We start from the raw sequence: 13,123 nt of genomic DNA on the forward strand, positions 1-13,123 counted from the left end.
CGATGGGCGCGAGCGACGAGATCGAGACGGGCGGGACGATCGCGGCGCGCCTCGGCGAGATCCAGCTCGCGCTGCGCGACGCGCGTCTCGAGGGCTGGCTGCTCTACGATCATCGCGGGCAGAACGGCATCGCGGTGCGCGCGCTCGGGCTCGAGCAGGTCGCGCCGATGCGGCGCTTCTTCTACTGGGTCCCCGCCGACGGAATGCCCGCGCTGATCGCGCATTCGATCGAGATCGAGTCGTTCGGCGAGCTGCCCGGCGACGAGCTGCGCTACGACGCGTGGGGCTCGCTGCGCGAGCAGCTCGAGCGGACGCTCCCGCGGCGCGGCGCGATCGCGATGGAGCACCAGGACATCGGGGGCAATCCCGATCTCTCGCGCGTCGACGCGGGCACGGTCGAGCTGGTGCGCAGCTACGGGCCGCGCGTCGTCTCGAGCGCGGACCTCGTGAACCGCTTCCTCGCGCCGTGGAGCGCGGCCCAGCGCGCGAGCCACGCACGCACCGTCGCGAAGCTGATCGAGGTCGATGCGGAGATCGTCGAGATGCTCGCGTCGCAGCGCACGCCGCTCGAGAGCGAGATCCGCGCGCACGCCGACGACGCGATGCGGTCGCGCGGGCTGGTGCTCGGCCGCCCGCCGCTGGTCGCGAGCGGACGGCACACCCGCGAGCGGCACCAGCGCTCGGGCGAGCGCGATCGCCGCGTGGTCCCGCGCGACGTGGTGATGATCGATCTCGTCGCGCGCGAAGATCAGCGCTGCACGCCGTTCGCGCACCGCGGGATCGTGCTCGCGATCGACGAGGTCACGCGCGAGGCCGCGAGCGCGTTCGCGGCAGCACGCGACGCGCGCGAGGCGGCGATCGATCTGCTGCGCGAGCGCGCGCAGCGGGGCACGCGCCTGCTCGGGTTCGAGGTCGACGAGCATGCGCGCGCGGTGCTCGCGCGATCGGGCGACGCGGGACACGTCGCGCACCGCACCGGGCACCACCTCGGGCGCGTGCCGTTCTCGGGCGAGGGCTGCACGTTCGACGCGTTCGAGATCCACGACACGCGCGAGGTGCTCCCGGGGCTCGCGTGGTCGGTGCACCCGGGCGTGTACCGCGAGGAGCTCGGGGTGCGCGCCAGCGCGAGCGTGATGCGCGACCGCGAGGGCGTGGCAGTGCTCGATCCGGGGCAGGACGCGATCCGCGTGGTCGCGCGCGGCGGGACGTGATCACCCAGCGCACGTTCGCGATCGCGACGTTGCTCGCAGCCGCCCTGCTCCTCGTGCTCGCGTGGCCGACCGCGCCATCGGTGGTCGACGACGCGTGGATCTCGGCGCGCTACGCGCGCAGCCTCGCGCTGGGCCACGGGCTGGTCTACGACGCGGGCCAGCCGCCGATCGAGGGCTTCACGAACCTCGCGTGGACGCTGATGCTCGCGCTCGCGTCGCGCATCGGCGCGTCGCTCCAGGCGACGATGATCAGCGCCGGACTGGTGGGCGGCGTGCTCTCGGTGTTCGCGAGCGCGGCGATCGCGCAGGAGATCGCGCACGACCGCGATGGCCGCGTGTCCGCGGTCGCGCTGCTCGCGCCGTTCGGGCTCGCGCTCGATCCCCACCTCGCGGTCGTCACGACGAACGGGCTCGAGAGCAGCCTCTTCCTCGCCGCGGTGCTGGGCACGACGTGGGCGGTGATCGCGGAGCGGCGCGGGCTCGGTGTCCTCTTCGCGATCGCCACGATCACGCTGCGTCCCGAGGGCGCGGCCGTGGTCGCCGTGCTCGCGACGCTCGATCTCGCGCGCGGCGTCTCGAAGCCCGAGCACTGGGCGATCGCGGGTGCAGGCGCAGTGACGCTCGCGGCGATCACCCTGTTCCGGATCGTCGTCTACGGCGCGCTCCTGCCGAACACCTTCGCCGCCAAGGCGGGAAAGCCGCTCGCCGAGCGGCTGGCGTTCGATCTCGCGTACCTCCGGCCCGATGGCGGATTCTGGATGATCGGGCTCGGAGTTGCGCTGTTCGGCCAGGTGCTCGCGTGGCGCACCGGGGCGCGTGTCGCCGCGACCGCGGTGGGCTCGTTGGTGATCCTGCTGGTCGCCGTCGCGTTCTCGGTCGACATGTGGATGCCCGGCGGGCGCCTCCTGCTCGCGCCGCTCGCGCTCGCGTGGTCGCTCTTCGCCGGGGCGCTCGCGCGGGTGCGCCTGCCGCTGGTGCGCATCGCCGGGCTGGTGATCGCCGCGGACCTCGTGCTGCTGCCGATCACGCCGTGGGCGCGCGTGGTCCGCGCCGCGGACGTCGCGCACTCGGCGCAGCCCGGCAACGACGCGGAGCGCGCGGCGCGATGGCTCGGCGACCAGCTGCCCGCGGGCGCGTGGCTCGTGACGCGCGATGCGGGCGTGCTCGCGTACTTCGTCGGCGATCACGTGCACGTCGCGGAGATCCATCCGCGCGCGCTCACCCAGCCGCATCCCGGAGGGCGCGATCTCGACCCCCGCGACGTGGTGCCCGAGCGACCCGAGCTCGTCGTGCTCACGGTCGAAGATCCTCACGCGCGCGCGCTCTTCTACGAGATGGATCGCGCGGTCTTCGGCGCGCTGCGCGAGCCCTACACGTTCCTCGGCCGGGTGCGCCAGCACCACCAGCGCTACTACGACGTGTGGGCCCGCACCGACCTCGCGCTGCCCGCGCTGCCCGAGGACCTGCGAGTGGGATCGCTCGAGCCGCCCTACCCGGCCCCGAGCGATCTCCGATGAGCATCCCGACACGTGGCAGTCGCCCGATCGATGCGGACGGCATCTCGTACCGCTGGCGCATCCGGAAGCGTCCGACGTACCGCCAGGCAATCGAGTCGTCGCCGATGACTGTCGCTGTTCAGCGCGCGAGCGACGGAGCGCGCAGCGTGCTCGTCCTGGACCTGCGCGTCACGCGTCCCGACAATCGGATCGCACCGCACGGCACTGGCATCACGCCCGCACAGGTGCGCGAGCTCATCCGCACGGCGATCGCGGCGGGATGGGATCCTGGGCGCGGCGGCACGTTCCGGATCGAGATCCCGAGCGTTCTCGACACGATCGGCGCCGTGAGCCGGCGCGCCCGGCGGCTCACTTCGTCGCGTCGCTAGGGTATTCGTAGAACCCGCGGCCGACCTTCTTGCCGAGGCGGCCCGCGCGCACCATCTGGCGCAGCAGCGCGGGCGGACGGAACTGCTCGCCGAGCTCGCGGTGCAGGTGCTCGAGGATCGCGAGGCGCACGTCGAGCCCGACGAGATCGGTCAGGCGCAGCGGGCCCATCGGGTGGCGATAACCGAGCTCCATCGCGGCATCGATGTCCTCCGCGCTCGCGACGCCGGTCTCGAGCATGCGGATCGCCTCGCACCCGAGGATCACGCCGAGGCGGCTCGTCGCGAACCCGGGCGAGTCCTTCACGACGATCGGGCGCTTGCCGATGCGCGACGCGAACGCGCGCGCCGCGTCGGTGGTCGCATCGCTGGTGCCGAGGCCGCGCACGATCTCGAGCAGCTCCATGACCGGCACCGGGTTGAAGAAGTGGAGGCCGATCACGCGCGCGGGATCGTTCGTCGCGCCCGCGATCTCGGTGACGCTCAGCGACGACGTGTTGGTGCCGAAGATCGTGTGGGCGGGCGCGCGGCCCGAGATCGCGCGGAAGAGATCGAGCTTGAGCGCCATGTTCTCGGGCACCGCCTCGATCACGAGATCGGCGTCGGCGCTCGCGCCCGCGGGATCGGTCGACGTGGCGAGCGCGGCGCGCGCACGATCGCGCGCTTCGGCGGCGAGCTTGCCCTTCTGCACCAGGCGCTCGAGGCTCTTGTCGATCGCGCTCACGCCCTTGCCGACCGCGGCCTCGCTGACGTCGGTGAGCGTGACGCGCAGACCGCTCTGCGCGCAGACCTGCGCGATGCCGTGGCCCATCGTGCCCGCGCCGACCACCACCACCTTCGCGATCTCGCTCATCGGCCTCGACCTCCGAAGCGCGCGGTACCACGGTCGTCCGGGCGTTGCGGCGCGATCTCTCACGCGAGCGGAGATTGCGATAGAGTCCGCGCGCCATGCGTCGGCTCGTCGGGATGCCCTACTCGCCCTGGTCGATCCAAGCGCGCTGGGCGCTCGATCATCACGCGCTCGAGTACGAGTACGAGATCTACACGCCCATGCTCGGGGAGCCGGTGCTCCGCGCGCGCATGGGATGGCCGCGCGGGCCGGTGACGGTGCCGGTGCTCTTCGAGGGGACGCTGGTGGTGCGCGAGTCGGTCGACATCGCGCGACACGCGGACCGCATCGGGAGCGCGACGCCGCTCTTCCCCAAGGGGCGCGAGGCCGACGTCGTGCACTGGACCGGGCTCTCCGACGTGGTGATGCGCGCCGGGCGCGCGCTGCTCACGCCGCGGATGCAGCGGAGCCCGCGGGCGCTCGAGGAGAGCATGCCGAGCTGGATCCCGGGCATGCTGCGGCGCGCGTCGTTGCCCGCGGCCGACGCGACGCTGAAGTACCTGGTGCGCAAGCACGGGGTGCGCGCCGAGGAAGCGGAGCAGGATCGCGGGACGATCCGATGGACGCTGCGCAAGCTTCGCGACGCGCTCGAGCGCGGTGAGCACGTGATCGGCGAGCCGAGCTTCGCCGACGTCGCGATGGCGTCGGCGCTGCAGATCGTGCGTCCGTCGGAGCACCTCGTGCCGCTCGGCGAGGCGACGCGCGCGGCGTGGACCGACGAGACGCTCGCGCGCGAGCACGAGGACCTGCTCGCGTGGCGCGACCGCATCGTCGCGCGGCACAAGCCGCGCTGAGCGCGGTCACTGCCCGAGACGGCGGCGTGCGTCGCGGAAGCCGGGGCTGATCTCGAGCGCGCGCTGCCAGGCGCGGCGTGCGCCGTCGCGATCGCCGCCGAGCAGCAGCGCGTCGCCGAGGAGCACGTGGTTCGCGGGGAGGTTCGGCCGCGCGGCGACGAGACGGCGGGCCCACTGCGTCGCGGCGCGCGCATCACGACGCGCCATGTGCAGCCGCACGAGCCCGGCGATCGCGCGTGCGTTGCGCGGGTCGGTGCGCAGCACGCGCAGGTAGTCGGCCTCCGCGGCCTGCAGCTCACCGTTGTTGCGCCGGAAGTTCGCGCGCGCGATGAGCTGATCGGTCGGCGAGCGCTGCTCGCCCTCGGGCTCGGCCTCGGCTTCGGGCTCCGCCTCGAGCTCGGGCTCGGGCTCCGCCTCCTCCGGCTCCAGCTCGACCACGGCAGGGGCCTCGGGCTCGGCCGGCGGCGGCGTGATCTCGGCCTCGAGCTCGGCCTCGGGCTCGGGCGTGACCGGCGCGACCGCCGTCGTCGGCGCGACCGCGCCCGCCGCCGCGCTCGGCCGCACTCCGGCGAGCTCGGCCGGGCGCGCCGTCACGACCGGGAGCTGCTGCGTGGCCTCCGCGGTCGGACCGAAGACCCCGCGCGCATACGCGACGTACGCGCCCGCGCTGACCATCGCGAGCACGATCACGAGGGCCAGCGGCGCGAGCAGGATCGACGGTGCGCGCTTGCGCCGCACCGGCATCAGCGTCGTCTCCTCGGCCGGCGTCGGGATCGCGGTGACCGCGGGGGCAGGCGCGAGGCTCGGCGCGGCGCTCGCGAGCGGCGAGTGCGGGGGCGCCGCGGACGTGGGCTGCGGCGCGAGCTCGATCGGCTCCGCACCCGCCGAGGGCGGGACGCTCGGGAGCTGCGCGAGCGCCATGTCGAGATCGAACGACGGATCGAGCTCGACCGAGCGCTCCGGCGGCGCGGACGGGGCGGTCGAGGGCCGCTCGGCCGGCGCGGCGAGCTCCGACGACGCGAGCGGCGCGAGCTCCGACGACGCGAGCGCCTCGGGCTCGGTCATCGGGGGCGGCGGCACGGCCCGCGTGGGGCTCGGGACGGCGGCGAGCTCGGTGACCGAGAGCTTCGGCGCAGGCAGCGCGCTCTTCGGCTGGGCGCGCGACGCAGGCAGCGGCTCGGGGACGTGACGCGGATCGACCGGCGCGAGGCCCGCCCGCGCGGCCGCGGCGAGGGCGTTGATCTCGAGCGGTGCGACCTCGCGCGTGGGCTCCTCGCCGAGGATCTCGTCGAGCGGGATCGGCGGTCGCGGGGACGCGGCGACGGGCGCGGCGGGCTCGGGCGCCGGCGGCGGCGAGGAGGGCGGCGCGAGGCCGACGATCGTCTTCTTCTTCGCGCGGGTGAAGCCGGGCGCCGGCGCGTTCGCGACGGTGCGCGCGCGGGGCGCGATCGAGCCCGACGATGCATCGGCGCTCGGCGGCGCGGCGATCGGCGCCGGTGCGGGCGCCGCGATCGACGCCGGTGCCGGCGAAGGCGGTACCGGCGCGGGGGCAGGCGCGGCGGTGGACGCTGCGGGAGGCGCTGCCGGCGCAGGCGCGCGCGTCCCCGCGGTTGCGTCGATCGGCAGCGTCGCGCGCAGCTTGTCGAGCAGCGACTCGAGCTGCTGCACGAGCTCGCGCGGATCGCTCGAGCGCGCGACCGCGGCCGGCGCGGCCGCGGGCAGCGGCACGTGCAGCGCGGGTGCGCCGGGGGGGCGCGGCACGGTGATTCCGAGCGGAGGCCGCACTGCGCCGGGCCCCGACGCGGGCGGCGGCATGCTCGCGGGCGGCAGCGAAGGACGCAGCGGCGGCGCCTCGCGATCCGCCGCCGCGATCGCCGCGTCGACCGGCGCCATCAGGTTCGCGAGCGAAGGCGCGGTGCGCGGCTCCACCCGCACGCGCCCCGAGCCGAGCGCGAGCAGCGCGGCGAGCGCGGTCGAGCCCAGCACTTCCGTCTTCTCCGCGCTCGGCGTCGCGCCCTCGAGCTTCGCGCTCGCGCCGACGAGCAGGCCCTCGGCCAGATCGATCGCGATCTGCGCGCGGCGGTGCCGCACGCTGAGGTGCAGCGTGCGCTGGGTGCGCGCCAGCGCGCGCAGCATGCGCGCCGGGCCCGTCGTCTCCATGCGCAGCTCGAAGGGCGTCTTCGCGTCGCGCGCGCGCCGCTCGATCGCGTCGTCCGCTTCGATCAGCGGTCGCAGCCCCGACGCGAGGCGCATCACGTCGGGCTCGGGCGCGCTGTCGGGCCAGAGCTCCTGCGCGCGCACCACGAGCAGCGACGCCCAGCGCAGCCGCGTGTCGCGCCGGATCGTGCGCATCGTGCTCGCGGCCCATCCGCCCACCCCGTCGACGTCGACGACCACCACGTCGGGATCGATCGAGCGCGCCTTCGCGACGTTCGTGCCCTCGCCGTCGATCACCACGACGTGCGCGCCGCGCTGACGGAGCGACTGCACGAGATCGTCGGCGCGCGCCGGGCTGCGCTCGACGAGCACGATGCGTCGATCGCCGAACACCGCGCCGAGATCGATCTCGCCCGAGGGCTCGCCGAGATCGAGCTGGCGCAGCTTGCCGGTCGGCGACTCCTGGAACTCCCAGACCAGCGGCTCCGCGCGGCTCACCAGCGGGCGGATCCGCTGCACGAACTCCTCGATCGCCTCGGTCACCGGGCGATCGCCGCGCAGCACGATGCGCGCGCCCTCTTCGGTGCCCGGCGTGGTCACCGCGAGGATCCCGCTGCGCAGCCGGCGCGAGAAGAGCTCGACCACCTCGTCGAGGCTCGCCTCGCCGAGCTCCCCCGCGGTCTCGCCCGAGCGCTCCGGCAGCTCGTGGGCGAGCTCCGCGATCCGGCGCGCCATCGCGTCGACGCTCGCGCTGCGCTCGACCACCGCGACCGCGCCGAAGCGGAACGCCTGGAGCCTGCGATCGAGCGCCGCGTCGCCGCCGAGGATCGCGACCGGCACCACCGCGGTCGCCACGTTCGCCGCGAGCCGCGCGAGCACCGCGCTCCCGTCGTCGTCCGCGGCGTCGCCGAGCAACATCACGAGGTCGGGCGCACCGACGAACACCGCGTCGACCGCGCTCGGCGTGCTCGCCTGCTCGACCGCGACCGCGTGTCGCTCGAGCGCGCTCGCCAGCGCCTCCTGCATGCGCTCGCCGCCGCCGACGAGGAGCACCGTCGGACGATCGTCGCCCGACCGGGTGAGGGGCGCGGCGCGCTTGCTCGGCGAGTTCATCGGGACGAACGGGCTCCGAGGACACGAGGATAACGGAAAGCTGCACGGTCTCGCCGTTTTCCGACGTGACCCTCCGGACGGCCCGGATCGCAGCCGCTCTTCGCTGGATGCCCGGACGCGAAGATCCCATCGCAGGGGCGCTCGATCGGGCGCTCAAACGTGGTAGGCCGCGCCGTGCTCCTGGTCCTCGGGCTCGACTGCGCGCCGCCTGCGCTCGTCTTCGATCGATTGAGCGCACATCTACCGGTGATCGGCGCCCTGCGTGCGCGCGGGACCTACGGTGCGCTCCGGTCGACGGTGCCGCCGATCACGATGCCCGCGTGGGCGTGCATGGTGTCGGGACGCGATCCCGGTGAGCTCGGCATCTACGGCTTCCGCAATCGCGTGCCGGGCTCGCGCGCGCTGCGCGTCGCGACCGCCGACGACGTGCGCGTGCCGCGGGTGTGGGACGTGCTCGGCGCGGCGGGCCGTCGCAGCGCCGCGCTCTACGTGCCGCCGACCTGGCCGCCGCGCGAGATCGCGAACGGGACGATGGTCTCGTGCCTGCTCACGCCGGGCTCCGACGCGGCGCACACCTGGCCGCCCTCGCTGGGCGCCGAGCTCGAGGCGCGCTTCGGTCCGCACACGCCCGACGTGCCCCATGGTAGCGCGTCCGAATCGGAGCACAGCGACGACGCGCTGATCGACGCGCTGCACGATGCGGCGACGCAGCACTTCGACGTCGCCGAGCACGTCCTCGCGACGCAGCGCCCCGACCTCCTGATGATGGTCGAGATGGGCACCGATCGACTGCACCACGCGATGTGGCCCGCGCTCGATCCTTCGGATCCGCGGCACGATCCGAGCTCGCCGCAGGTGCGCGACGCGCGCGACTTCTACGCGTTCCTCGACGCGCGCATCGGCCGTCTGATCGAGCGCGCGGGGCGCGACGTCACGGTGATGCTCGTGAGCGATCACGGCGCGCGCCCGCTGCGCGGTGGTGTGTATCTCAACGAGTGGCTGCGCCGCGAAGGATGGCTGGTGCTGCGCCGCGAGCCCGATGCGCCGTGCTCGATCGAGCACGCCGACGTCGACTGGGCGCGCACCCGCGCGTGGGCCGAGGGCGGCTACTTCGCGCGCGTGGTGCTCAACGTGAAGGAACGTTTTCCCGAGGGCGCGATCGAGCCGCGCGACGAGGCGAGCGCGCTGGACGCGCTGGAGCACGCGCTCGGATCGATGCGCGACGAGCACGGACGTGCGATGCGCAACCGCGTGGTGCGCCCCTCGCGCGAGTACCGCGCGGCGAACGGCACGCCGCCGGACCTCATGGTGTTCCTCGACGATCTCGATCGACGCGCGCTCGGCGAGGTGGGCACCGGGCGCGTGTTCGCGGGGCCCGACGAGGCAGGCGCGTCGCGCGGTCGCGGCGCCGACGGATGCAACCACGACTGGGACGGCATGTTCGTGCTCGCGGGGCCCGAGGTGCCGCGCGCGGGGCGCGTCGAGGGCGCGTCGATCCACGACGTCGGCGTCAGCGCGCTGCGCCTCTGCGACGTGGACGTGCCCGAGGGCTGGCTCGGCGAGGATCTGAGGAGACTGCGATGAGCACGCGTGCGCTGGTGATCGGGCTCGACGGAGCCGACGTGGACGTGATCACGTCGCTCGGCGCGTCACGCCTGCCGCACTTGCACGCGCTGATGGCGCGCGGTGCGTGGGCACGCCTGCGCAGTGTGATGCCGCCCGCGACGCTGCCCAATTGGACGACGTTCCTCACCGGCGTCGACCCCGGCGTGCACGGCGTGTTCGACTTCACGGTGCGCGACGGAACGAACGTGCGCTTCGCGGGCGGCACGGTGCGCGAGGCGCCGACGATCGCGGCGCGCCTCGATCGGCTCGGCATGTCGTGCGCGGTGCTGGGCTTCCCCGCGACCTGGCCGCCCGAGCGCCTCGAGCACGGCGCGTTCGTGAGCGGCTGGGACTCGCCGGTCGCGTTCGAGGCGGATCGCTCGTTCGTGTGGCCGCCCTCGTTGTGGAGCGAGGTGCGGGCGCGATTCGGCGCGATCCGCTGGGGCGACGTCGACGAGTTCGACGCGGATCGTCCGGGCTGGCACGACGCGCTCGCGGGCAAGCTCGTCGCGCGCATCGACGAGCGCGTGGAGCTCGCGACGTGGATGCTCGAGCGCCGCGGGTGGGACCTCTTCGCGGTCTACTTCGGCGAGAGCGACACCGCGTCGCACCACCTCTGGGCGCACCACGATCCGAGCTCGCCGCGTCATCCCGATCGTGTCTCGGACGACGCGCGCACCGGCCTGACGCGCGTGTACGAAGCGCTCGATCGTGCGGTGGGAACGCTGGTCGCGCGCGCGGGCGAGAGCGTGGAGATCACGATCGTGAGCGATCACGGATCGGGCGGCGCATCGGACAAGGTGCTCTACCTCAATCGCGCGCTCGCAGACGCAGGGTTGCTCGCGTTCCGGCCCGGTCACGAGGGCACGAGCCCGGTCGCCCGCATCAAGGACCTCGGGCTCGGTCTGCTCGGGCCGCGCGGGCGCGACGTCGTGTTCCGCGCGATGGGCCAGGCGCTCCCGGGCAAGCTCGAGTCGCGGGCGCGGTTCGGCGCGATCGACTTCGCGCGGACGCGCGTGTTCTCGGACGAGCTCAACTACTTCCCGGCGCTGCACTTCAACCTGCGCGGGCGCGAGCCCGAGGGCGTGGTCGAGCCGAGCGAAGTGCCGGCGTTGCGCGCGCGGATCGAGTCGCTCGCGGAGTCGCTGCGCGATCCGTGGACCGGCGAGCGCGTGATCGCGAACGTGTGGTCGCGCGAGGAGCTCTATCGCGGGCCCTTCGTGTTCCGCGCGCCCGATCTGCTGCTCGAGCTCGCGCTGGATCGTGGGGGCTCGTGGAACCTCTTGCCCTCGGCGAGCGCACCGCCAGGCACCGGCGCGTTCCGCAAGCTCGCGCCGAGCGAGCACCTCGGGCGCAAGGGTCGATCGCTCCCCGGCAGCCATCGCGCCCGTGGGCTCTTCGTCGCGGCGGGCCCGAGGGTCCGCGCGGTCGGCGAGATCGACGCGCGCATCGCCGACGCGACCGCGACGCTGCTGGCGCGGCTCGACGTGCGTCCGGGGCCCGAGCTCGCGGGGCGCGTGCTGCGCGAGCTGCTGACGCGCGGCGCGGCACCGACGCGCGAGCTGCCCGCGGTCGATCGCGCGGATCGTGCATCGAGCGGAGATCTCGCGCGCACCGAGGCCCGCCTGCGCGCCGTCGGCTACGTTGATTGAGCGCCGCATGTCGACTGAAGCGCTGCACGTCGCGGCGTTGCCCTTCCCTTCGCCCCAGGGCACGCAAGCCGCGATCGCGGCGATGCTGCGCGCGCTCGCCGATGCGGGTCGCGACGCGCGTCTGCTGACGTACGCGCACGGCGCGGCCGAGATCGAGACACCGCGCTTCACGCATCTCCGATTGCGACACGCGTACGGCGATCGCTCGCTGCGCTCGGGGCCTTCGCTCGCCAAGGTCGCGCAGGACGTCGCGCTCGCTCGAGCGATCGCGCGGGCCCGGCCCCAGGTCGTGATCGCGCATCACGTGGAGGCCGCGAGCGCGGCGCTGCTCGCGCGCACGGCGCGGGTGATCTTCGTCGCGCACACCGCGCTCGGGCCGGAGCTCCCGACCTACTTCGAGCCGCGCTGGAGCGCGCTCGCGAGGCGAGCAGGAGATGCCCTCGATCGAATGCTGGTCCAGCGCGCCGACGCCGCGCTCGCGGTGTCGCCGGTGCTCGCGCGCACGCTGTCCTCGCTCGCCGATCGCGAGGTGCGGTGGCTGCCGATCCCGTGGTCGCTCGCGGCGCCGATCACGCCGGACGAGCGACTCGCTGCGCGCATCGCGCTGGGTCTCGATGGGCGCGACGAGGTGGTGCTCTACGCGGGCAACCTCGATCGTTATCAAGGCCTCGACGCGTTGTGGTCGGCGTTCGCGACGCTTCGCGAGAGACGCCCCGCGCTGCAGCTCGTGATCGCGACCGCGAGCGAGGCCCGCGGCACGCCGGGACGCGTCGTCGCGCTCGACGGGAGCGAGGCGCAGCGGCGGACGCTCCACGCCGCCGCCGATCTCGTCGTGGTCCCCCGCGAGTCCGAGGGCGGACTGCCGATCAAGCTGATCGACGCGCTCGCGCGCGGCGTGCCGGTCGTGTGTGTGCCCCGCGCGACTGCGGGCCTCGCGCTCGACGACGTGGTCCTCGCGTCCACCGATCTCGCGAGCGCGATCGATCGCGCGCTCGGCGATCCCGCGCTGCGCGCGCGCCTCGCCGAGGCCGGGCCGCGCTTCGTCGCGCGCGAGCTCTCCGCGGCGCGCTTCCTCGCGGTGCTCGACGGCGTGCTCTCCGAGCACTAGACGCTCGGGCATGAAGAACGTCGACCTCCAGGTGCAGGGCATGAGCTGCGGACACTGCGTGAAGGCCGTCGAGGACGCGCTGCGACAGGTCGACGGAGTGCGCCGCTTCGACGTCGCCATCGGCAAGGCGAGCGTCGAGTGCGAGGAGCGCGTCACCCGCGACGTGCTGGTCGCCGCGCTGCAGGACGCGGGCTACGAGGTCGGCTGAGCTGTCTGCCCGGCCGCTTCGCGCGGCTCAGCGCGCGAGCGCGCGCCGCACCGCCTCGACGAGGCGCGCCGGCATCGCGCTCGCTTCGACCTCGGCGAGCGTCCACCACGCGTGCGCGTCGTGCTCCTCGGAGCGCTGGACCTCGCCCGCGATCCACGTCGCGCGATAGACGATCAGCGCCATCGGTCGCTCGCGACGTCGCATCGCGTATGCGTCGATCGGCGTCGCGTCGACGCGCACCTCGAGGCCGGTCTCCTCGCGCACCTCACGCGCCACCGCGTCGATCGGCTGCTCGTCCGCCTCGAGCCGCCCCGAGCACGTCTCCCAGATGCCCGCGCCCGCGTCCTTCGTCGCCGCGCGTCGCATCGCGAGCACGCGCCGCGCGCCGTCGGGATCGTCGCGCACGATCACCGCGACCACCGCGACGACGAACGCGTCCTTCTCTTCTGCGCGCGTGATCGACATCGGATCGCGCACGGATCCCGATCTCGCGCGCGGCGTCAA

The 13,123-nt window shown here is 74.2% G+C and carries 11 protein-coding genes; 8 read left to right on the forward strand and 3 right to left on the reverse strand.

All coding sequences use genetic code 11. From position 1 onward, the window contains the following. The first annotated feature begins 2 nt into the window (after nt 1-2). From I5071_RS20940 to I5071_RS20950, 3 genes are all read left to right on the forward strand, one after another. Entirely contained in the window at nt 3-1,211 is a 1,209-nt protein-coding gene (locus I5071_RS20940) for a M24 family metallopeptidase (protein WP_236607271.1), read from the forward strand. Continuing rightward, complete coding sequence (locus I5071_RS20945) at nt 1,208-2,728, forward strand: hypothetical protein (RefSeq protein WP_236607272.1); 1,521 nt, start codon at nt 1,208-1,210, stop codon at nt 2,726-2,728. Before I5071_RS20940 ends, I5071_RS20945 begins: the two co-directional genes overlap by 4 nt. 104 nt (nt 2,729-2,832) lie before the next feature. Beyond that, the gene (locus tag I5071_RS20950) at nt 2,833-3,096 is read left to right on the forward strand and encodes a hypothetical protein (protein ID WP_236607273.1); all 264 of its coding nucleotides are present in this window, start codon (nt 2,833-2,835) and stop codon (nt 3,094-3,096) included. Here I5071_RS20950 and I5071_RS20955 read toward each other — a convergent pair. Then, nucleotides 3,077-3,946 (reverse strand): 3-hydroxyacyl-CoA dehydrogenase family protein, encoded by an 870-nt coding sequence (locus I5071_RS20955; protein ID WP_236607274.1) that lies wholly within the window; start codon nt 3,944-3,946, stop codon nt 3,077-3,079. The genes I5071_RS20950 and I5071_RS20955 overlap by 20 nt on opposite strands. A 95-nt stretch (nt 3,947-4,041) precedes the next feature. Here I5071_RS20955 and I5071_RS20960 point away from each other — a divergent pair, with 95 nt between their 5' ends. After that, the gene (locus I5071_RS20960; protein ID WP_236607275.1) at nt 4,042-4,776 is read left to right on the forward strand and encodes a glutathione S-transferase family protein; all 735 of its coding nucleotides are present in this window, start codon (nt 4,042-4,044) and stop codon (nt 4,774-4,776) included. A 6-nt stretch (nt 4,777-4,782) separates the two neighbouring features. Here the strand turns inward: I5071_RS20960 and I5071_RS20965 are convergent, their stop codons facing one another. Further along, nucleotides 4,783-8,046, reverse strand: a complete 3,264-nt coding sequence (locus tag I5071_RS20965) for a response regulator (RefSeq protein ID WP_236607276.1) — start codon at nt 8,044-8,046, stop codon at nt 4,783-4,785. A gap of 174 nt (nt 8,047-8,220) precedes the next feature. Here I5071_RS20965 and I5071_RS20970 point away from each other — a divergent pair, with 174 nt between their 5' ends. From I5071_RS20970 to I5071_RS20985, 4 genes are read left to right on the forward strand one after another with little or no spacing between them, the layout of a single operon-like run. Further along, on the forward strand, nt 8,221-9,630 hold the full coding sequence (locus I5071_RS20970; RefSeq protein WP_236607277.1) for an alkaline phosphatase family protein: 1,410 nt from the start codon (nt 8,221-8,223) through the stop codon (nt 9,628-9,630). Then, entirely contained in the window at nt 9,627-11,303 is a 1,677-nt protein-coding gene (locus I5071_RS20975) for an alkaline phosphatase family protein (RefSeq protein ID WP_236607278.1), read from the forward strand. Before I5071_RS20970 ends, I5071_RS20975 begins: the two co-directional genes overlap by 4 nt. A 7-nt stretch (nt 11,304-11,310) precedes the next feature. Then, nucleotides 11,311-12,411, forward strand: coding sequence for a glycosyltransferase family 4 protein (locus I5071_RS20980; protein WP_236607279.1), 1,101 nt, complete (start codon nt 11,311-11,313; stop codon nt 12,409-12,411). A 10-nt stretch (nt 12,412-12,421) separates the two neighbouring features. Further along, the gene (locus tag I5071_RS20985) at nt 12,422-12,619 is read left to right on the forward strand and encodes a heavy-metal-associated domain-containing protein (RefSeq protein ID WP_236607280.1); all 198 of its coding nucleotides are present in this window, start codon (nt 12,422-12,424) and stop codon (nt 12,617-12,619) included. 27 nt (nt 12,620-12,646) lie between these two features. On the opposite strand, the gene I5071_RS20990 is transcribed toward I5071_RS20985, so the two are convergent. Then, complete coding sequence (locus I5071_RS20990; RefSeq protein WP_236607281.1) at nt 12,647-13,096, reverse strand: NUDIX domain-containing protein; 450 nt, start codon at nt 13,094-13,096, stop codon at nt 12,647-12,649. Nucleotides 13,097-13,123 lie beyond the last annotated feature (27 nt).

Origin of the sequence: Sandaracinus amylolyticus (genome assembly GCF_021631985.1) — a bacterium.
In the GTDB taxonomy this organism is placed as follows: Bacteria; Myxococcota_A; Polyangia; order Polyangiales; family Sandaracinaceae; genus Sandaracinus; species Sandaracinus amylolyticus_A.

Excerpts from the sequence above, each read along its gene's own strand:
- I5071_RS20940 (WP_236607271.1), top strand. The coding sequence starts at position 3 with ATGGGCGCGAGCGACGAGATCGAGACGGGCGGGACGATCGCGGCGCGC.
- I5071_RS20950 (WP_236607273.1), top strand. The coding sequence starts at position 2,833 with ATGACTGTCGCTGTTCAGCGCGCGAGCGACGGAGCGCGCAGCGTGCTC.
- I5071_RS20955 (WP_236607274.1), bottom strand. The coding sequence starts at position 3,946 with ATGAGCGAGATCGCGAAGGTGGTGGTGGTCGGCGCGGGCACGATGGGC.
- I5071_RS20960 (WP_236607275.1), top strand. The coding sequence starts at position 4,042 with ATGCGTCGGCTCGTCGGGATGCCCTACTCGCCCTGGTCGATCCAAGCG.
- I5071_RS20965 (WP_236607276.1), bottom strand. The coding sequence starts at position 8,046 with ATGAACTCGCCGAGCAAGCGCGCCGCGCCCCTCACCCGGTCGGGCGAC.
- I5071_RS20975 (WP_236607278.1), top strand. The coding sequence starts at position 9,627 with ATGAGCACGCGTGCGCTGGTGATCGGGCTCGACGGAGCCGACGTGGAC.
- I5071_RS20980 (WP_236607279.1), top strand. The coding sequence starts at position 11,311 with ATGTCGACTGAAGCGCTGCACGTCGCGGCGTTGCCCTTCCCTTCGCCC.
- I5071_RS20985 (WP_236607280.1), top strand. The coding sequence starts at position 12,422 with ATGAAGAACGTCGACCTCCAGGTGCAGGGCATGAGCTGCGGACACTGC.